This is a genomic window from Streptomyces himalayensis subsp. himalayensis (assembly GCF_013778455.1).
Classification (GTDB): Bacteria; Actinomycetota; Actinomycetes; order Streptomycetales; family Streptomycetaceae; genus Streptomyces; species Streptomyces himalayensis.
In genome coordinates this window covers 108,140-126,099 of the sequence record NZ_JACEHE010000012.1, presented here as the reverse complement: position 1 = coordinate 126,099, position 17,960 = coordinate 108,140, and the positions used below count along the sequence as shown (strand labels likewise).

The 17,960-nt window shown below is 66.3% G+C and carries 30 protein-coding genes and 1 pseudogene; all 31 read right to left on the bottom strand.

The genetic code is table 11. The features are described 5' to 3' along the window. Positions 1-167: 167 nt before the first annotated feature. Positions 168-1,190 (bottom strand): DNA-directed RNA polymerase subunit alpha, encoded by a 1,023-nt coding sequence (locus H1D24_RS20595; protein WP_003966937.1) that lies wholly within the window; start codon positions 1,188-1,190, stop codon positions 168-170. Positions 1,191-1,333: 143 nt separating this feature from the next. Further along, positions 1,334-1,738, bottom strand: a complete 405-nt coding sequence (rpsK, locus tag H1D24_RS20590) for a 30S ribosomal protein S11 (RefSeq protein WP_003948617.1) — start codon at positions 1,736-1,738, stop codon at positions 1,334-1,336. 110 nt (positions 1,739-1,848) lie between these two features. Beyond that, a complete protein-coding gene (gene rpsM / locus H1D24_RS20585) occupies positions 1,849-2,229 on the bottom strand; it encodes a 30S ribosomal protein S13 (RefSeq protein ID WP_181659093.1) in 381 nt (126 codons plus the stop codon). Positions 2,230-2,445: 216 nt separating this feature from the next. Next, a complete protein-coding gene (gene rpmJ / locus H1D24_RS20580) occupies positions 2,446-2,559 on the bottom strand; it encodes a 50S ribosomal protein L36 (RefSeq protein ID WP_003974245.1) in 114 nt (37 codons plus the stop codon). 192 nt (positions 2,560-2,751) lie between these two features. Then, entirely contained in the window at positions 2,752-2,973 is a 222-nt protein-coding gene (gene infA, locus H1D24_RS20575; RefSeq protein ID WP_003948620.1) for a translation initiation factor IF-1, read from the bottom strand. A 174-nt stretch (positions 2,974-3,147) separates the two neighbouring features. Continuing rightward, a complete protein-coding gene (gene map, locus H1D24_RS20570) occupies positions 3,148-3,984 on the bottom strand; it encodes a type I methionyl aminopeptidase (RefSeq protein ID WP_181659092.1) in 837 nt (278 codons plus the stop codon). 143 nt (positions 3,985-4,127) lie between these two features. Beyond that, positions 4,128-4,784: an adenylate kinase gene (locus H1D24_RS20565; RefSeq protein WP_181659091.1), complete on the bottom strand. Its 657-nt coding sequence runs from the start codon at positions 4,782-4,784 to the stop codon at positions 4,128-4,130. After that, positions 4,784-6,097 (bottom strand): preprotein translocase subunit SecY, encoded by a 1,314-nt coding sequence (gene secY / locus H1D24_RS20560; RefSeq protein WP_181659090.1) that lies wholly within the window; start codon positions 6,095-6,097, stop codon positions 4,784-4,786. The genes H1D24_RS20565 and secY overlap by 1 nt, the downstream gene beginning before the upstream one ends. A 235-nt stretch (positions 6,098-6,332) precedes the next feature. Beyond that, positions 6,333-6,788 carry a 50S ribosomal protein L15 gene (gene rplO / locus H1D24_RS20555; protein ID WP_030745257.1) on the bottom strand — a complete coding sequence of 152 codons (456 nt, stop codon included), beginning with the start codon at positions 6,786-6,788 and terminating at the stop codon, positions 6,333-6,335. Between the two features lie 2 nt (positions 6,789-6,790). Beyond that, complete coding sequence (rpmD, locus tag H1D24_RS20550) at positions 6,791-6,973, bottom strand: 50S ribosomal protein L30 (RefSeq protein WP_181659089.1); 183 nt, start codon at positions 6,971-6,973, stop codon at positions 6,791-6,793. Then, the gene (gene rpsE / locus H1D24_RS20545) at positions 6,973-7,578 is read right to left on the bottom strand and encodes a 30S ribosomal protein S5 (protein ID WP_019753099.1); all 606 of its coding nucleotides are present in this window, start codon (positions 7,576-7,578) and stop codon (positions 6,973-6,975) included. The genes rpmD and rpsE overlap by 1 nt, the downstream gene beginning before the upstream one ends. 43 nt (positions 7,579-7,621) lie before the next feature. Continuing rightward, complete coding sequence (rplR, locus tag H1D24_RS20540; RefSeq protein WP_181659088.1) at positions 7,622-8,005, bottom strand: 50S ribosomal protein L18; 384 nt, start codon at positions 8,003-8,005, stop codon at positions 7,622-7,624. Positions 8,006-8,008: 3 nt separating this feature from the next. Beyond that, the gene (gene rplF / locus H1D24_RS20535) at positions 8,009-8,548 is read right to left on the bottom strand and encodes a 50S ribosomal protein L6 (protein WP_181659087.1); all 540 of its coding nucleotides are present in this window, start codon (positions 8,546-8,548) and stop codon (positions 8,009-8,011) included. A 24-nt stretch (positions 8,549-8,572) separates the two neighbouring features. Further along, positions 8,573-8,971, bottom strand: a complete 399-nt coding sequence (gene rpsH, locus H1D24_RS20530; RefSeq protein ID WP_030046382.1) for a 30S ribosomal protein S8 — start codon at positions 8,969-8,971, stop codon at positions 8,573-8,575. A 211-nt stretch (positions 8,972-9,182) separates the two neighbouring features. After that, positions 9,183-9,368, bottom strand: a complete 186-nt coding sequence (locus tag H1D24_RS20525; RefSeq protein WP_003956452.1) for a type Z 30S ribosomal protein S14 — start codon at positions 9,366-9,368, stop codon at positions 9,183-9,185. Between the two features lie 5 nt (positions 9,369-9,373). Then, on the bottom strand, positions 9,374-9,931 hold the full coding sequence (gene rplE, locus H1D24_RS20520) for a 50S ribosomal protein L5 (RefSeq protein WP_077796752.1): 558 nt from the start codon (positions 9,929-9,931) through the stop codon (positions 9,374-9,376). Then, the gene (rplX, locus tag H1D24_RS20515; RefSeq protein WP_053674523.1) at positions 9,931-10,254 is read right to left on the bottom strand and encodes a 50S ribosomal protein L24; all 324 of its coding nucleotides are present in this window, start codon (positions 10,252-10,254) and stop codon (positions 9,931-9,933) included. The genes rplE and rplX overlap by 1 nt, the downstream gene beginning before the upstream one ends. A gap of 2 nt (positions 10,255-10,256) precedes the next feature. Continuing rightward, complete coding sequence (rplN, locus tag H1D24_RS20510) at positions 10,257-10,625, bottom strand: 50S ribosomal protein L14 (protein WP_003956455.1); 369 nt, start codon at positions 10,623-10,625, stop codon at positions 10,257-10,259. 99 nt (positions 10,626-10,724) lie between these two features. After that, on the bottom strand, positions 10,725-11,009 hold the full coding sequence (gene rpsQ / locus H1D24_RS20505) for a 30S ribosomal protein S17 (RefSeq protein ID WP_181659086.1): 285 nt from the start codon (positions 11,007-11,009) through the stop codon (positions 10,725-10,727). Then, positions 11,009-11,233, bottom strand: a complete 225-nt coding sequence (rpmC, locus tag H1D24_RS20500; protein ID WP_010036720.1) for a 50S ribosomal protein L29 — start codon at positions 11,231-11,233, stop codon at positions 11,009-11,011. The genes rpsQ and rpmC overlap by 1 nt, the downstream gene beginning before the upstream one ends. Continuing rightward, on the bottom strand, positions 11,233-11,652 hold the full coding sequence (rplP, locus tag H1D24_RS20495) for a 50S ribosomal protein L16 (protein WP_033319640.1): 420 nt from the start codon (positions 11,650-11,652) through the stop codon (positions 11,233-11,235). Before rplP ends, rpmC begins: the two co-directional genes overlap by 1 nt. A gap of 5 nt (positions 11,653-11,657) precedes the next feature. Continuing rightward, the gene (gene rpsC / locus H1D24_RS20490) at positions 11,658-12,485 is read right to left on the bottom strand and encodes a 30S ribosomal protein S3 (protein ID WP_010986347.1); all 828 of its coding nucleotides are present in this window, start codon (positions 12,483-12,485) and stop codon (positions 11,658-11,660) included. Then, positions 12,485-12,832 carry a 50S ribosomal protein L22 gene (gene rplV, locus H1D24_RS20485; protein ID WP_003974262.1) on the bottom strand — a complete coding sequence of 116 codons (348 nt, stop codon included), beginning with the start codon at positions 12,830-12,832 and terminating at the stop codon, positions 12,485-12,487. Before rplV ends, rpsC begins: the two co-directional genes overlap by 1 nt. Positions 12,833-12,874: 42 nt before the next feature. After that, on the bottom strand, positions 12,875-13,156 hold the full coding sequence (gene rpsS, locus H1D24_RS20480; RefSeq protein ID WP_010986346.1) for a 30S ribosomal protein S19: 282 nt from the start codon (positions 13,154-13,156) through the stop codon (positions 12,875-12,877). 12 nt (positions 13,157-13,168) lie between these two features. Further along, the gene (rplB, locus tag H1D24_RS20475) at positions 13,169-14,005 is read right to left on the bottom strand and encodes a 50S ribosomal protein L2 (RefSeq protein ID WP_028805741.1); all 837 of its coding nucleotides are present in this window, start codon (positions 14,003-14,005) and stop codon (positions 13,169-13,171) included. Positions 14,006-14,043: 38 nt separating this feature from the next. Further along, a complete protein-coding gene (rplW, locus tag H1D24_RS20470) occupies positions 14,044-14,460 on the bottom strand; it encodes a 50S ribosomal protein L23 (RefSeq protein WP_181659085.1) in 417 nt (138 codons plus the stop codon). Next, on the bottom strand, positions 14,460-15,119 hold the full coding sequence (gene rplD / locus H1D24_RS20465) for a 50S ribosomal protein L4 (RefSeq protein WP_181659084.1): 660 nt from the start codon (positions 15,117-15,119) through the stop codon (positions 14,460-14,462). Before rplD ends, rplW begins: the two co-directional genes overlap by 1 nt. A gap of 8 nt (positions 15,120-15,127) precedes the next feature. Beyond that, the gene (gene rplC, locus H1D24_RS20460; RefSeq protein ID WP_181659083.1) at positions 15,128-15,772 is read right to left on the bottom strand and encodes a 50S ribosomal protein L3; all 645 of its coding nucleotides are present in this window, start codon (positions 15,770-15,772) and stop codon (positions 15,128-15,130) included. A gap of 17 nt (positions 15,773-15,789) precedes the next feature. After that, positions 15,790-16,098: a 30S ribosomal protein S10 gene (gene rpsJ, locus H1D24_RS20455; RefSeq protein WP_003948644.1), complete on the bottom strand. Its 309-nt coding sequence runs from the start codon at positions 16,096-16,098 to the stop codon at positions 15,790-15,792. Positions 16,099-16,627: 529 nt separating this feature from the next. Next, positions 16,628-17,692 (bottom strand): endo-1,4-beta-xylanase, encoded by a 1,065-nt coding sequence (locus tag H1D24_RS20450; protein ID WP_181659082.1) that lies wholly within the window; start codon positions 17,690-17,692, stop codon positions 16,628-16,630. Between the two features lie 61 nt (positions 17,693-17,753). Continuing rightward, positions 17,754-17,918 (bottom strand): annotated as a pseudogene (locus H1D24_RS20445) (hypothetical protein); the annotation flags it as partial. Positions 17,919-17,960: the final 42 nt, after the last annotated feature.

The window sequence follows — 17,960 nt, the reverse complement described above, 5'->3', positions numbered from 1 at the left end:
CCTAGGTGTCTGCCCCGGCCGTATCAGGTACCGGGGTCAGTATCCGAGCAGGCGGTCGCCTGTCGGAGATCCGGGCGTCCCCGAAAGGGCGCCCGGAAGGGGCGCGAGGAACTGCGCGACCAGCCACAGCGGGCCCGCACCCAAAATCCGGCCTCCTCGCGGAGCGCCTAGTACTGCTCGGTCTCGACGAACCCGGCGTCCGCGTCATCGTCCGCGCCGAAGGCGTCGGCCGCAGCGGTCGGGTCGAATCCGGGCGGGCTGTCCTTCAGGGCCAGGCCCATGCCGGCCAGCTTCGCCTTGACCTCGTCGATCGACTTCGCACCGAAGTTGCGAATGTCGAGCAGGTCGGCCTCGGAGCGGGCCACGAGCTCACCCACGGAGTGGATGCCCTCGCGCTTCAGGCAGTTGTACGAGCGAACGGTGAGCTCGAGCTCCTCGATCGGCAGCGCAAGGTCGGCAGCGAGCGCGGCGTCCGTCGGGGACGGGCCCATGTCGATGCCCTCGGCGTCGATGTTGAGCTCGCGCGCCAGACCGAACAGCTCGACCAGGGTCTTACCGGCCGACGCCATGGCGTCGCGCGGACGCATGGCCTGCTTGGTCTCGACGTCGACGATCAGCTTGTCGAAGTCGGTGCGCTGCTCGACACGGGTCGCCTCGACCTTGTAGGTGACCTTGAGAACCGGCGAGTAGATGGAGTCGACCGGAATACGGCCGATCTCCTGGCCCACCTGCTTGTTCTGCACGGCGGAGACGTAGCCGCGACCGCGCTCGACGGTCAGCTCCATCTCCAGCTTGCCCTTGCCGTTGAGCGTGGCGAGGACGAGGTCGGGGTTGTGCACCTCGACACCGGCCGGGGGCGCGATGTCGGCGGCGGTGACCAGACCCGGGCCCTGCTTGCGCAGGTACATCACGACCGGCTCGTCGTGCTCCGAGGAGACGACCAGCTGCTTGATGTTGAGGATCAGGTCGGTGACGTCCTCCTTGACGCCCGGCACGGTGGTGAACTCGTGCAGAACGCCGTCGATACGGATGGACGTGACCGCCGCACCCGGGATCGAGGACAGGAGCGTACGACGCAGGGAGTTGCCGAGGGTGTAGCCGAAGCCCGGCTCCAGCGGCTCGATCACGAACCGGGAGCGGAACTCGTCGACGACCTCTTCGGTCAACGAGGGACGCTGAGCGATCAGCATGTGTGGATCAGATCCTTCAGTCGTGGACGCCCGCTATTTGACGCCCGACGGAACCCGCACGGTCACCCGGCGGGGTACTGCAAGGGTACGGGCGGCACGGCCCCAAGGGGACGTACCGCCCGAATCCTCAAGACAACCGGACCTCAGACGCGGCGGCGCTTGGGCGGACGGCAGCCGTTGTGCGGGGTGGGGGTGACGTCCTGGATGGAGCCGACCTCGAGACCGGTCGCCTGCAGCGAACGGATGGCCGTCTCACGACCCGAGCCCGGACCCTTGACGAAGACGTCGACCTTGCGCATGCCGTGCTCCTGCGCGCGGCGGGCGGCCGACTCGGCAGCCATCTGCGCGGCGAAGGGGGTGGACTTGCGCGAGCCCTTGAAGCCGACGTGGCCGGCGGAGGCCCAGGAGATCACGTTGCCGGTCGGGTCGGTGATCGAAACGATGGTGTTGTTGAACGTGCTCTTGATGTGCGCGTGGCCGTGAGCGACGTTCTTCTTTTCCTTGCGGCGCACCTTCTTGGCAGCGCCCTGACGTCCCTTGGGGGGCATGTCTTAACTCCTACGGGAGGTGGTCGGTCCTACAGCGAAGACCGCTGGAATGCGGGGGCCACGCGGCCCTCGGGGGTCGTCCCCCGAAAAACCGCAGTGTCCGCTGCGGACTACTTCTTGCCCGGCTTCTTCTTACCGGCGATGGCGCGACGCGGGCCCTTGCGGGTGCGGGCGTTGGTGCTGGTGCGCTGACCGTGGACGGGCAGGCCACGGCGGTGGCGCAGACCCTGGTAGCAGCCGATCTCGACCTTGCGGCGGATGTCGGCCTGAACCTCACGACGGAGGTCACCCTCGGTCTTCAGGTTGGCGTCCACGTACTCGCGGATCTTGACCAGCTCCTCCTCGGAGAGGTCGCGAACGCGGGTGTTCGGGTTCACGCCGGTCTCGGCCAGCGTCTGCTGGGAAAGGGTCCGGCCGATGCCGAACACGTAGGTGAGGGCGACCTCCACGCGCTTGTCGCGCGGGATGTCAACACCGGAAACGCGTGCCATTCAATGGCTCCAGTTGTCTGTCGGAGGTCTTCCACAGAACCGAATCCCGTCCGCCGTCCTCTTCACGCTCTTCAAAAGATGCAGCGGAAGATTCGGTACGGACCGGGTCCCCGGCCTCCGACCGGGGGTGTCGGATCACTCGGATCCGGGCCCTGCGTATGTACATATGTGCTTGCGTCGCGCGAGATCTGCGGGTGCAGAGGATGCGGTCGTGCGTCAGCCCTGGCGCTGCTTGTGGCGCGGGTTGTCGCAGATGACCATGACCCGGCCGTGACGGCGGATCACCCTGCACTTGTCGCAGATCTTCTTGACGCTCGGCTTGACCTTCATTAGGTGAGGTTCTCCGGGTCAGTGCCCCCGCACCAGGCGGGGGCGAGGCAAAGATCTACTTGTACCGTTGGAGTTCTCTTCCGGGCGGACCAAGAAGACTCTCCCCTGGATCACTCCGGGGAGTTTGACAGGTCAAGCCTGTCCGGCGACGACCCTCCCGGCCGCCGGGGCGAGTACGGGACCCGCCCAAGCTCACTTGTATCGGTAAACGATCCGGCCACGCGTCAGGTCGTACGGAGACAGCTCCACCACGACCCGGTCGTCAGGGAGGATGCGGATGTAGTGCATGCGCATCTTGCCGCTGATGTGTGCCAGGACCTGGTGGCCGTTCTGGAGCTCGACCTTGAACATGGCGTTCGGAAGAGACTCGACGACAGTGCCCTCGATCTCGATGGCACCTTGCTTCTTGGCCACGCTTCGCCCTTCGAATCGACTACCTTGATCGACTCCGTGCGACTGCATGCGGGCATGCGAGTACACGAGAGCCGACGAGTCAGTCTACGTCAGTGCCCCCTGAAAGACGAATCGACAAAGAATGCCCGCACCGGGTGATCGTTACGCCAGCGGGTCCGGGGCGGCAGGCCATCGTCACGCGAGAGGATCCGGCGCAGCCGTGATCCCGTACTCCGCCAACTTCGCCTTGCCGGCATCGGGGGCCGTCAGGACCAGCGGACCGTCCTCCGTCAGAGCGACCGAGTGCTCCCAGTGCGACGACCACGTGCCGTCGGTAGTGATGACAGTCCAGTCGTCCTCGAGGACACGCGTCTTCGGTGTGCCGAGGCTCACCATGGGCTCGATCGCGAGGCAGAAGCCGGGGACCAGCTTGGGGCCCTTGCCGCGACGGCGCTCGACGTAGTTCAGCAGGTGCGGGTCCATGTGCATCTCGGTGCCGATGCCGTGGCCGCCGTAGTCCTCGATGATCCCGTACTTGCCGCCGCCGGGCTTCGGCTGGCGTCGGATGTACGTCTCGATGGCGCGGGAGATGTCGACGAGCCGGTTGCCGTTCTTCATCGCGGCGATCCCGGCCCACATCGACTCCTCGGTCACCCGGGAGAGCTCGATCAGCTCCGGGGCGTGACCGCTGCCCACGAACGCCGTGTACGCGGCGTCGCCGTGCCAGCCGTCGATGATGGCACCGCAGTCGATGGAGATGATGTCGCCGTCCTTCAGGACGGTCCGGTCGTCCGGGATGCCGTGGACGACGACCTCGTTCACCGAGGTGCAGATGGTGGCGGGGAAGCCGCCGTAACCCAGGAAGTTCGACTTCGCCCCGTGCTCGTCGAGCACCTTGCGGGCGACCTCGTCCAGGTCACGGGTGGTGGCACCGGGCACCGCGGCCTCACGGGTGGCCGCATGGATGGCGGCGACGACAAGGCCCGCCGCACGCATTCTGGCGATCTGCTCGGGGGTCTTGATCTGCACCATCTGTGGCTGACGCCTTTCTGAAGGGGGAAGCACGAGTTACGTCAACGATACGGCCCCGCGACAGCACGCTCGCCGCCCCACTGTGAGAAACACGTCGGCCGCGGCACCCCCACAGGGTGCCGCGGCCGACGAGAAACCAACCGCTACGCGCTCTCGCGCGAAAGCGCGTCCATCGCCCGCTTGGTGACCTCGTCCACCTTCCCGAGCGCCGAGATCGTCACGACCAGCCCCTGAGCCCGGTAGTAGTCGATGATCGGCTCGGTCTGCGTGTGGTAGACCTCCAGCCGCTTGCGGACGGTCTCCTCGCTGTCGTCGTCGCGCTGGTACAGCTCGCCGCCACAGACGTCGCAGACACCTTCCTGCTTCGCCGGGCTGTACGTCACGTGAAAGACGTGGCTGGAGTCCTTGCGGCACACACGGCGGCCGGCGATGCGCTTGACCACCTCGTCCTCGGGGACCTCGAGGTCGAGCACGGCGTCGAGCTTCATGCCCTCGGTCTTCAGCGTCTCGTCGAGCGCCTCGGCCTGCGACACGTTGCGCGGGAAGCCGTCGAGCAGGAAGCCGTTCTCGGCGTCCGGCTGCGACATGCGGTCCTTGGCCATACCGATGGTGACCTCGTCCGGCACGAGGTTGCCGGCGTCCATGTACGCCTTCGCCTGCTTGCCCAGCTCCGTGCCCTGGCTGATGTTGGCTCGGAACAGGTCGCCCGTGGAGATGTGCGGGATCGACAGGTTCTTGGCGAGGAACGCGGCCTGCGTTCCCTTGCCCGCACCGGGCGGCCCGACGAGGACGATACGCATCAGCGGAGGAACCCTTCGTAGTTGCGCTGCTGGAGCTGGCTCTCGATCTGCTTCACGGTCTCCAGACCCACACCCACGATGATGAGGATGCTCGTCCCGCCGAGCGGGAAGTTCTGGTTCGCGCCGAAGCCGGCCAATGCCATCGTCGGAACGAGAGCGATCAGGCCCAGATACAGCGAGCCCGGCCAGGTGATCCGGTTGAGTACATAGCTCAGGTACTCAGCGGTCGGTCGGCCAGCCCGGATGCCCGGGATGAAGCCACCATACTTCTTCATGTTGTCTGCAACTTCCTCGGGGTTGAACGAGATCGCCACGTAGAAGAAGGCGAAGAAGACGATCAACAGGAAGTAGGTGACGATGTAGTACGGGTGATCTCCCTTGACCAGGTGCTGGTCGATCCAGGTTTTCCAGCCCGAGGTGCCGCCGGCGAACTGCGCGACCAGCGCCGGGATGTAGAGCAGCGACGACGCGAAGATGACAGGAATCACACCCGCCTGGTTCACCTTCAGCGGGATGTACGTCGACGTACCGCCGTAGGACCGGCGGCCGATCATGCGCTTCGCGTACTGCACGGGGATACGGCGCTGGGCCTGCTCGACGAAGACCACCAGAGCCACCATGACGAGGCCGACGAGGATCACGACGCCGAACTCGATCCAGCCGCCCGCGAGGTCACCCTGCTTCTTGATGGCCCACAGGGAGCTGGGGAAGGTCGCGGCGATCGAGATGAACATCAGGATCGACATGCCGTTGCCGATACCGCGGTCGGTGATGAGCTCACCGAGCCACATGACGGTGGCCGTGCCGGCGGTCATGGTGATGACCATGGTGATGGTCACGAAGATCGACTGGTCGGGGACGATCTGGCTGGCCTGCGGGCAGCCCTGGAACAGTGCGCCGCTGCGGGCGGTCGCGACCAGGCCGGTGCCCTGCAGGATGGCGAGCGCCACGGTCAGGTAGCGCGTGTACTGCGTGATCTTCGCCGTACCGGCCTGGCCCTCCTTCTTCAGGGCCTCGAGGCGCGGGATCACCACCGTCAGCAGCTGGAGAATGATGCTCGCCGTGATGTACGGCATGATGCCGAGCGCGAAGATCGTGATCTGCAACAGAGCGCCGCCACTGAACATGTTCACCAGGCCGAAGAGCCCCTGGTTGGCGCTCGCCTGCTCCATACAGATCTGAACGTTCTGATAGTTGACGCCCGGAATCGGAATGTGGGCACCGAGCCGGTAGACCACGATGATGCCGAGCGTGAAGAGCAGCTTCTTGCGCAGGTCGGGCGTCTTGAACGCCCGGGCGAACGCGGTGAGCACGGTGCCTCCTGCGACCCCCGCGCACATGCGTCAGAGGTGACGGTCTTGAGGTTCGACGAATACGTAACGGTCAGGCCGCCTGGCGCCCCCCTGGAGGCACACCAGGCGAAAAGTTAACAGTGCAGGCCACCTTACCGGCGTCCGTGCTCCCCTGGAACGACCAACCGGGGATACCCCATTTGTGGAGCATCCCCGGTGGGATCGTTCAGGTCATCAAGCCCGTTTTCTGAAGAATTCAGACGAGCTCGGTGACGGTACCGCCGGCGGCGGTGATCTTCTCCTTGGCGGAGCCGGAGACGGCGTCGACCGTCACCTGCAGCGCCACGGAGACCTCGCCCTGGCCGAGGACCTTGACGAGGCTGTTCTTGCGAACGGCACCCTTGGCCACGAGGCCCTCGACGGTGACCTCGCCACCCTCGGGGTAGAGCGCGGCCAGCTTGTCGAGGTTCACGACCTGGTACTCGGTCTTGAACGGGTTCTTGAAGCCCTTCAGCTTCGGGAGGCGCATGTGCAGCGGCATCTGGCCGCCCTCGAAGCGCTCCGGAACCTGGTAGCGGGCCTTGGTGCCCTTGGTACCACGACCGGCCGTCTTACCCTTCGACGCCTCACCACGACCGACGCGGGTCTTGGCGGTCTTGGCGCCCGGGGCGGGACGGAGGTTGTGGATCTTCAGCGGGTTCTGCTCCGCCATGATCAGTCGACCTCCTCGACCGTCACGAGGTGACGGACATGGCGAACCATGCCGCGGAACTCGGGGCGGTCCTCCTTGACGACCACGTCACCCAGGCGCTTGAGGCCCAGGGTCCGCAGGGTGTCACGGTGGTTCTGCTTGCTGCCGATGTACGACTTCGTCTGCGTGATCTTGAGGCGAGCCATTACGCACCCGCCCCGGCACGCGCACGGAGGAGAGCCGCGGGGGCGACGTCCTCGAGGGGCAGACCACGGCGGGCCGCGATCTCCTCGGGGCGCTGCAGGCCCTTCAGGGCCTCCACGGTCGCGTGCACGATGTTGATCGCGTTGTCGGAGCCGAGCGACTTCGACAGGACGTCGTGGATACCGGCGCACTCGAGCACGGCACGCACCGGACCACCGGCGATAACACCAGTACCCGGGGACGCGGGCTTGAGCAGCACGACGCCGGCAGCCTTCTCACCCTGGATCGGGTGCGGGATGGTGCCCTGGATACGGGGGACCTTGAAGAAGTGCTTCTTGGCCTCCTCAACGCCCTTGGCGATGGCGGCCGGCACCTCCTTGGCCTTGCCGTAACCGACACCCACGGTGCCGTCACCGTCGCCCACCACGACCAGCGCGGTGAAGCTGAAGCGACGACCACCCTTCACAACCTTGGCGACGCGGTTGATCGCGACGACGCGCTCAACGTACGCGGTCTTCTCGGCGGCAGCTGCGCCGCCGTCACGGCCCTTCCGGTCCCGCCGCTCGCCGCCACCGGCACCGCTTCCGCGGCGCTGGGGTCCAGCCATTGGAATTACCTCTCTTCGTTTTCCGCTGAGCTACGGAACCGGCTCAGAACTTCAGGCCGGCTTCGCGGGCGGCGTCCGCCAGAGCGGCGATGCGCCCGGCGTACTTGTTGCCACCACGGTCGAACACGACGGCCTCGACGCCCGCAGCCTTGGCGCGCTCGGCGACCAGGGCGCCGACCTTGCCTGCAGCCGAGGACTTGTCGCCCTCGCCACCGCGGATCGACGCGTCCAGGGTCGACGCCGACGCCAGGGTGTGACCCTGGATGTCGTCGATGACCTGGGCCACGATGTGGCGGTTCGAGCGCGTCACGACGAGGCGCGGACGCTCGGCCGTACCCGAGATCCTCTTGCGGATGCGGATGTGGCGGCGCTTGATGGCAGTCGCCTTGTAGGCATTACCCTTGGCGATCTTCACACCGTATGCCATGGCTTACTTACCCGCCTTTCCGACCTTGCGGCGGATGACTTCGCCCTCGTACTTGACGCCCTTGGCCTTGTACGGGTCGGGCTTGCGCAGCTTGCGGATGTTGGCCGCAACCTCGCCGACCTTCTGCTTGTCGATGCCCTCGACCGAGAACCTGGTCGGCGACTCGACCTTGAACGAGATGCCCTCGGGGGCCTCGATCAGGATCGGGTGGCTGTAGCCGAGCGAGAACTCGAGGTTCGAGCCCTTCGCCACGACGCGGTAACCGACACCGCTGATCTCGAGCTTCTTCACGTAACCCGTGGTCACGCCGGTGATCATGTTCGCCACCAGCGTGCGGGACAGGCCGTGCAGGGCCTTGTTCTGACGCTCGTCGTTCGGACGGGTGACGTTGAGAACGCCGTCCTCGCCCTTAACGATGTCGATCGGCGCGGCAACGGTGTGAGAGAGGGCGCCCTTGGGCCCCTTCACCTGGACCGTACGGCCGTCGATGGTGACGTCCACGCCGGCGGGAACCGTGATGGGGAGCTTGCCAATACGCGACATAGCTGTTTCCTCCGTTCCCTTCCGCTACCAGACGTAGGCGAGGACTTCCCCACCCACGCCCTTCTTGCCGGCCTGCTTGTCGGTGAGGAGCCCGTGGGAGGTGGAGATGATCGCCACGCCCAGGCCGCCGAGCACCTTCGGCAGGTTGGTGGACTTCGCGTACACCCGGAGACCGGGCTTGGAGATCCGCTTGATGCCCGCGATGGAGCGCTCACGGTTCGGGCCGAACTTCAGCTCGAGGACGAGGTTCTTGCCGACCTCGGCGTCCTCGACGCGCCAGCCCGTGATGAAGCCCTCCTGCTGGAGGATCTCCGCGATGTGAGACTTGATCTTCGATGCCGGCATCGTCACGGAGTCGTGGTATGCCGAGTTCGCGTTCCGCAGACGCGTAAGCATGTCTGCGATCGGATCAGTCATGGTCATGAATTGGCCTTCGGCCTCTCTCGCCGGGGTTTCCTGTCTGTGCCATCCCTCTCCCCGATCCGAGACGGGACGGGTGCGGCACGGGGACCTACGGCGTAGTAAGTCGGTCCAGGGCGGCAGGCGCCCAACCACACAAGCCTAAGCCATGTGAAGTCGGGCTCCTGCCGACCCAGTTGCTTACCGAGAGTCCGGTATCAACCCAAGTGGGCTGTTACCAGGAGCTCTTGGTCACGCCCGGCAGCTCGCCACGGTGAGCCATCTCACGAAGGCACACGCGGCACAGGCCGAACTTGCGGTAGACGGAGTGCGGACGGCCGCAGCGCTGGCAGCGGGTGTACGCACGCACACCGAACTTGGGCTTGCGAGCAGCCTTGGCAATCAGAGCCTTCTTCGCCATCTCGCTCACGCCTCCTTGAAGGGGAAGCCGAGGTGACGAAGGAGCGCGCGGCCCTCAGCGTCGTTGGTCGCCGTGGTCACCACGGTGATGTCCATACCCCGGGTGCGGTCGATCTTGTCCTGGTCGATCTCGTGGAACATGACCTGCTCGGTGAGACCGAAGGTGTAGTTGCCACGGCCGTCGAACTGCTTGGGGGACAGACCACGGAAGTCGCGGATGCGCGGGAGCGCGAGCGACAGGGTGCGGTCCAGGAACTCCCACATGCGGTCGCCACGAAGCGTGACGTGGGCACCGATCGGCTGGCCCTCACGCAGCTTGAACTGCGCGATGGACTTGCGGGCCTTGGTGACGGCCGGCTTCTGGCCCGTGATCGTGGTGAGGTCGCGGATGGCGCCCTCGATCAGCTTGGAGTCGCGGGCGGCGTCGCCCACACCCATGTTGACCACGATCTTGACGAGGCCGGGAACCTGCATGACGTTCTCGTACGAGAACTCCTCACGCAGCTTGCCCGCGATCTCCTCGCGGTACTTCGTCTTGAGACGCGGAGTCGTGGTGGTAGCCATCAGATGTCCTCACCCGTCCGCTTGGCAACGCGGATCTTGTTGCCCTCGTCGTCGAAGCGGTAGCCGACGCGAGTGACGACCTTGTTGCCGTCCTTCTCCACGACGAGCTGAACGTTGCTCACGTGGATCGGGGCCTCGGTCGTGACGATGCCGCCGGCCTGGGAGCCGCGGGCCGTCGGGCCGGCCTTGGTGTGCTTCTTGACCCGGTTGACACCCTCGACCAGGACACGCTCGTCGCGCGGGTAAGCGGCAATGACCTTGCCCTGCTTGCCCTTGTCCTTGCCGGTGATGACCTGGACCAGGTCACCCTTCTTGATCTTCATGCTTACAGCACCTCCGGCGCGAGCGAGATGATCTTCATGAACTTCTTCTCGCGCAGCTCACGGCCCACGGGGCCGAAGATACGGGTGCCGCGAGGGTCGCCGTCGTTCTTCAGAATGACGGCGGCGTTCTCGTCGAAGCGGATGTACGAGCCGTCCTGGCGACGGCGCTCCTTGACGGTGCGAACGATGACCGCCTTGACGACGTCACCCTTCTTCACGTTGCCACCGGGGATCGCGTCCTTGACGGTGGCGACGATGACGTCACCGATGCCCGCGTAGCGGCGACCGGAGCCACCGAGAACACGGATGCAAAGGATCTCCTTCGCACCAGTGTTGTCGGCGACGCGCAGTCGCGACTCCTGCTGGATCACGTCTATCTCCTGATCGTCTGCCGGTTCCCCGGGGGCTGCTTGGTCGCAGCCCCCGGAGCCTGGCGGAACTGGTCCGAGGGGAATGCCCCTCGGAAGGGGTTACTTGGCCTTCTCGAGGATCTCGACGATGCGCCAGCGCTTCGTCGACGACAGCGGCCGGGTCTCCATGAGGAGGACGCGGTCGCCGACGCCCGCAGCGTTCTGCTCGTCGTGCGCCTTGAGCTTGCTGGTGCGGCGGATGACCTTGCCGTACAGCGCGTGCTTGACGCGGTCCTCGACAGCGACGACGACGGTCTTGTCCATCTTGTCGCTGACGACCAGACCCTCACGGGTCTTGCGGAAACCGCGCTCGGTCTTGTTTTCAGTCACGTTGCTCTCGCTCATCAGGCGCTCTCCACCGTCTCGATGCCCAGCTCACGCTCGCGCATCAGGGTGTAGATCCGGGCGATGTCCTTACGGACCGCCTTCAGACGGCCGTGGTTCTCGAGCTGACCGGTCGCCGCCTGGAAGCGGAGGTTGAACAGCTCTTCCTTGGCCTCGCGGAGCTTGTTGAGGAGCTCCTCGTTGCCCAGCTCGCGCAGCTCGGACGCCTTGGTGCCGGCCGACATCACGCTTCACCTGCCTCGCGCCGCACGATGCGGCACTTCATCGGAAGCTTGTGAGCAGCGCGGGTAAGCGCCTCACGCGCAATCTTCTCGTTCGGGTAGGACAGCTCGAACATCACCCGGCCCGGGTGAACGTTCGCGACCCACCACTCCGGCGAACCCTTACCGGAACCCATGCGGGTCTCGGCAGGCTTCTTGGTCAGCGGGCGGTCCGGGTAGATGTTGATCCAGACCTTGCCGCCACGCTTGATGTGACGGGTCATCGCGATACGAGCCGCCTCGATCTGGCGGTTGGTCACGTACGCCGGCGTGAGGGCCTGGATGCCGTACTCGCCGAACGCAACCGTCGTACCGCCCTTGGCCTGACCACGGCGCTTCGGGTGGTGCTGCTTGCGGTGCTTGACCCTACGGGGGATCAGCATGTCGGTCAGGCCTCCGTTCCGGTGCTCTCAGCCGGAGCGGCGGCGGGAGCCTCGGCCTTGGGGGCCTCGGCAGCCGGAGCCTGCTGCGGCTTGCGACCGCGACCGCCACGCTCGCCACCACGGCCACCACGGGCCGGGCGGTCGGCGCCGCCACGGGCCGGGCGGTTGCCGGCGCGGGCAGCAGCGTTCTCGGCGCGGACCTCGGCGATGTTCTTGACGTCGCCCTTGTAGATCCAGACCTTCACACCGATGCGGCCGAAGGTCGTCTTGGCCTCGAAGAAGCCGTAGTCGACGTTCGCGCGGAGCGTGTGCAGGGGCACACGGCCCTCGCGGTAGAACTCCGAGCGGGACATCTCGGCGCCGCCGAGACGGCCACCACACTGGATCTTGATGCCCTTGGCGCCCGCCTTCATCGCCGACTGCATGCTCTTGCGCATGGCGCGGCGGAAGGAGACGCGGGACGACAGCTGCTCGGCAACGGCCTGGGCAACCAGCTGAGCGTCGGTCTCGGGGTTCTTGACCTCGAGGATGTTCAGCTGGACCTGCTTGCCCGTGAGCTTCTCGAGGTCGCCGCGGATGCGGTCGGCCTCGGCGCCACGGCGGCCGATGACGATGCCCGGACGCGCGGTGTGGATGTCCACCCGCACGCGGTCACGGGTGCGCTCGATCTCAACCTTCGAGATACCGGCGCGCTCCATGCCGGACGTCATCATCCGGCGGATGGCGACGTCTTCCTTGACGTAGTCCTTGTACAGCTTGTCGGCGTACCAGCGGGACTTGAAGTCCGTGGTGATGCCGAGCCGGAACCCATGCGGGTTAACCTTCTGGCCCATTACCGGGTTCCTTCCTTGCTGCTGACGACCACGGTGATGTGGCTGGTCCGCTTGCGGATCCGGTAGGCACGGCCCTGGGCACGCGGACGGAACCGCTTCAGGGTCGGACCCTCGTCGACGTACGCCTCGGAGATGAAGAGGCTGTCGGCGTCGGTGTGGTCGTAGTTGTGCGCGGCGTTGGCGATGGCGCTGTCAAGCACCTTGCCGACCGGCACGCTCGCGGCCTGCGGGGCGAAACGCAGGACCGCCTGAGCCTCCGTGGCGTCCATGCCACGGATAAGGTCCACCACGCGGCGGGCCTTCATGGGCGTGACGCGGATGTACCGCGCCTGGGCCCTGGCTTCCATGGTTGTCCTTCCAGTGTCTGTCATGGTCATTCCACCCCGCTACTAGCGGCGCTTCGACTTCCGGTCGTCCTTGACGTGACCCCGGAAGGTGCGCGTCGGCGAGAACTCGCCGAGCTTGTGGCCGACCATCGACTCGGTGACAAACACCGGAATGTGGGTCTTGCCGTTGTGCACCGCGATCGTGTGGCCGAGCATGGCCGGGATGATCATCGAGCGACGGGACCAGGTCTTGATGACGTTCTTGGAACCGGCTTCGTTCTGTGCGTCCACCTTCTTGATCAGGTGGTCGTCGACGAAGGGCCCCTTCTTGAGACTGCGCGGCATCTAAACCCGCTCCTAGCGCTTCTTGTTCGTCTTGCGGCGGCGGACGATGTACTTGTTCGAAGCCTTCTTCGGCGAACGAGTACGACCCTCCTTCTGACCCCACGGGGAGACCGGGTGGCGACCACCGGAGGTCTTGCCCTCACCACCACCGTGCGGGTGGTCAACCGGGTTCATCGCCACACCGCGAACGGTCGGGCGGACGCCCAGCCAGCGCTTACGGCCGGCCTTGCCCCAGTTGATGTTCGACTGCTCGGCGTTGCCGACCTCGCCGACGGTGGCGCGGCAGCGCACGTCGACCAGGCGGATCTCACCGGACGGCATACGAAGGTGGGCCATCTGGCCCTCCTTCGCCAGCAGCTGTACGGAGGCACCGGCGGAGCGGGCGAACTTGGCGCCGCCACCGGGACGGAGCTCGATCGCGTGGATCGTGGTACCGACCGGGATGTTGCGGAGCGCCAGGTTGTTGCCCGGCTTGATGTCGGCCCCAGGACCGTTCTCGACGCGGTCGCCCTGCGACAGGTTGCGCGGGGCGAGGATGTAACGCTTCTCGCCGTCCGCGTAGTGCAGCAGCGCGATGCGCGCGGTGCGGTTGGGGTCGTACTCGATGTGCGCGACCTTCGCCGGCACGCCGTCCTTGTCGTGACGACGGAAGTCGATCACTCGGTAGGCGCGCTTGTGTCCGCCACCCTGGTGGCGAACGGTCACACGACCGGCGTTGTTACGGCCGCCCTTGCTGTGCAGCGGGCGGACCAGCGACTTCTCCGGCGTGGACCGCGTGACCTCGACGAAGTCGGCGACGCTGGAGCCACGACGGCCCGGAGTCGTCGGCTTGTACTTGCGGATACCCATTTCTCAGTCCTCGTCCGATATCGGACCAGGGCGCTCCGTTAGGAGGCCTGGCCGAAGATGTCGATACGGTCGCCCTCGGCGAGGGTCACGATCGCGCGCTTGCTGTCGGCACGCTTGCCGAAGCCCGTGCGGGTCCGCTTGCGCTTGCCCTGGCGGTTGATCGTGTTGACCCCGGTGACCTTGACCGAGAAGACCGCCTGGACGGCCTGCTTGATCTGGGTCTTGTTGGCACGCGGGTCGACGATGAAGGTGTACTTGCCCTCGTCGAGGAGCGCGTAGCTCTTCTCGGAGACGACCGGCTTGAGGAGGACGTCACGGGGGTCCGTGAAGCTCTTGCTCAGCGGGGTCTCAACGGTGTTCTTGCCCTCGGTGGCGTGGCGCTTCGCCTTGGCGATGCGCGCGGCCTTCGCGGCCTTGGCGGCCTTGGGGGCAATGCTCGGGTGACGCGTAGCCATCAGGCCTCGCTCCCTTCGGTCTCATCAGCCGACGACACAGGCGCGCCAGACACGAAGGACTCGAAGGCGGCCTGGGTGAAGACCACGTCGTCCGAGACGAGCACGTCGTACGTGTTCAGCTGGCCCGGCTCCAGGATGTGCACCTGGGGCAGGTTGCGGGCGGAGAGCAGCGCGGCCTCGTCGTTCCGCTCGACGACCAGGAGCACGTTCTTGCGCTCCGAGATCTTGCCGAGCAGGTTCTTCGCGGCCTTGGTGGAGATCTCGCCCTCGACCACGCCGGTGACGACGTGGATGCGGTTGTTGCGGGCCCGGTCGGTGAGGGCACCGCGCAGGGCGGCGGCCTTCATCTTCTTCGGGGTCCGCTGCGAGTAGTCACGCGGCTGCGGGCCGTGGACGACGCCACCGCCGGCGAACTGCGGCGCACGGGTCGAACCCTGGCGGGCGCGGCCGGTGCCCTTCTGGCGGTACGGCTTCTTGCCACCGCCGCGGACCTCGCCGCGGGTCTTCGTCTTGTGCGTGCCCTGGCGGGCAGCGGCCAGCTGGGCGACGACGACCTGGTGGATCAGCGGAATGCTGACCTTGGCGTCGAAGATCTCCGCGGGGAGCTCGACGGTACCGGCCTTGTCGCCTGCCGGCGAAAGGATGTCAACAGTGCTCATCGGTTACCTCAGGCCCCCTTGGCCGCGGTGCGGACCAGGACGAGGCCGCCGTTCGGACCGGGAACCGCGCCCTTGATGAGCAGCAGACCCTTCTCCGCGTCAACGGCGTGGACGGTCAGGTTCTGGGTGGTGACCCGCTCGTTGCCCATGCGGCCCGCCATGCGGAGGCCCTTGAACACGCGGCCCGGGGTGGCGCAGCCACCGATGGAACCGGGCGAGCGGTGCTTGCGCTGGGTGCCGTGCCCGGCGCCGAGGCCACGGAAGTTGTGGCGCTTCATGACACCGGCGAAGCCCTTGCCCTTGCTCTTGCCGGTCACGTCCACCTTGACGCCGGCCTCGAAGGTCTCGGCGGTGATCTCCTGGCCGAGGGTGTACTCGCTGGCGTCAGCGGTACGGATCTCGACGAGGTGACGACGGGGGGTGACATCGGCCTTGGCGAAGTGGCCCTTGAGGGGCTTGTTCACCTTGCGCGGGTCGATCTCGCCGAAGGCGATCTGGACCGACTCGTAGCCGTCGGTGTCGTTCGTACGGACCTGGGTCACGACGTTCGGACCGGCCTTGACCACGGTGACTGGGACGACACGATTGTTTTCGTCCCAGACCTGGGTCATGCCGAGCTTCTCGCCCAGGATGCCCTTGATCTGCTTAGCCATCTTCAGATCACCGGCCTTCAGAGCTTGATCTCGATGTCGACACCGGCCGGGAGGTCGAGTCGCATCAGAGAGTCAACGGTCTTGGGGGTCGGGTCGAGGATGTCGATCAGGCGCTTGTGCGTGCGCATCTCGAAGTGCTCGCGCGAGTCCTTGTACTTGTGCGGCGACTTGATGACGCAGTACACGTTCTTCTCAGTGGGCAGCGGCACCGGGCCCGCGACCGACGCACCAGTGCGAGTCACCGTCTCGACGATCTTCTTCGCCGAGGAGTCGATGACCTCGTGGTCGTAGGCCTTGAGCCGGATGCGGATCTTCTGTCCCGCCATGGCTACTTCGTAGTCCTGTCTCTCGTAAACGCTCTGGAACCCGGAGGGCCGGCTCGTGGAAGCCGGGCCTCTCCTCCGACCCCCGCGGTCGGGCGTGTCGCTGCCCCACTGACACGGATATCCGGATGGATTTCCCTGCTAGGGGTGCGATCGTCGACCGCGGTGCGGGGGTGAGACCACCCGCCGGGTGCCTGGCCGGTACCCCGCTGACGCTTCCCGGAAGATTCCCGTACTTCCGCCCCTACACCTCTCGATGTAATGCATGGGACGACGAGTACTGTGGGACTCGCTTCCGGTCCTCCCGGCGGGAGGCGCGCAGCATCGGCACTCAACCGAGCAACCCCGATAGTCTGCCATACGGGACGGGGCCATAGCCAATCGAGCCGAAGAGCGTACCCGGTGCCGGGCTCGGATCAAACCATTGGGTGCATGCGCCACAGGCGGGATGACGCGGAACGACGCTCCGGGCTGCTCCCCCACACGCCAGTGCCCCGACCGAGCGGCCGGGGCACCCATATGGTCGGCGGGGTCAGCGGCCCGAGGCCAGCTCCTCACGGACCGCGGAGTACGCCGGCTTCGGCGCGTAGTTCTCGTCCAGCAGGTTCGCGGCACCCTGGCCGTCGAACACGCCCGGGATCCAGCTGTACTTGTCGGTGTGGCCCCAGACGGTGAAGGACTTGCAGCCGGTCGTGGCCAGGCAGGCGTCGAGCAGGCGGCGGTAGTCGTCGGCCTGGCGGGCCAGCTTGGTGTCGTCGACGGGCAGGATCATCCGGACGTCGACCTCCGTGAAGGCGGTCTCCAGCCCCAAGTCGTCGAAGCGCTTCAGGTTCGCGGCGACGTCGCCCGGGAAGCCGTACTGGATGCCGAGGTGGCCCTGGATGCCGAAGCCCTGGACCGGGACGCCCTCCGCCCTCAGTTGCTTGGCCAGCTCGTAGTAGGCCGTGGACTTCGCGTTGATGCCCTCGACGTTGTAGTCGTTCACGAACAGCTTCGCCTTGGGGTCGGCCTCGTGGGCCCAGCGGAAGGCGTCGGCTATGTAGGACGGGCCGAGCTTCTGGAGCCAGATCGAGTTGCGCAGGGTGCCGTCCTCCTCGAAGACCTCGTTGACGACGTCCCACTGGTAGATCTTGCCCTTGAAGTGCTTGACCTGGGTGGTGATGTGGTTCTTCAGGATCGCGCGCAGCTCGTCCGAGTCGATCGAGCCGTCGGCGACGCCCGAGGTCAGCCACGTCGGCAGCTGGCTGTGCCAGACCAGGGTGTGGCCGCGCACGGCCTGCCCGTTGTCGTGGGCGAAGCGGATGAGGTCGTCGGCCTCGGACCAGTCGTACACCCCGCGCTCCGGCTCGACGGCCTCCCACTTCATGACGTTCTCGGCCGTGACGGAGCTGAACTCCTGGGCGGTCGACTTCCGGTACGCGGTGTCGTCGGCCAGGGCCGACGTGTTCACGGCAGTACCGATCAGGAGGTCCGCGCGGCCCGCGAGCTTGCGGAGGCTGGGGTCCTGGTCGGCGGCTGAGGCCGCCTGCGTCCCGGTGACCATGAGTACGGCGCTGAGCAGGGCAGCTGCTGCGACGGGCGTGCGGAAACGCGTCATGTTCTTCCTTCGTCGGTACGGATTGTTCGCCGGTACGGGTAGTACGGGCGAGTGGTGCTGGTCAGCGCACGCGGTGGCTCTCCAGAGGCCCGAGGTACGTGGGTATGAGGCCACCGGTGTCGATCACCAGGCGCTGGAGTACGACGGTCGGGTCGACCATCCAGAAATTGAGGCGGTGCACTCCGGCCTGGGCGAAGGTGTGCCGGGTGGCGGTGAGGTTGACGTTGCGTCGCGGTGGACGGGTTCCGTGGAGGCCGCCTGCGCGACG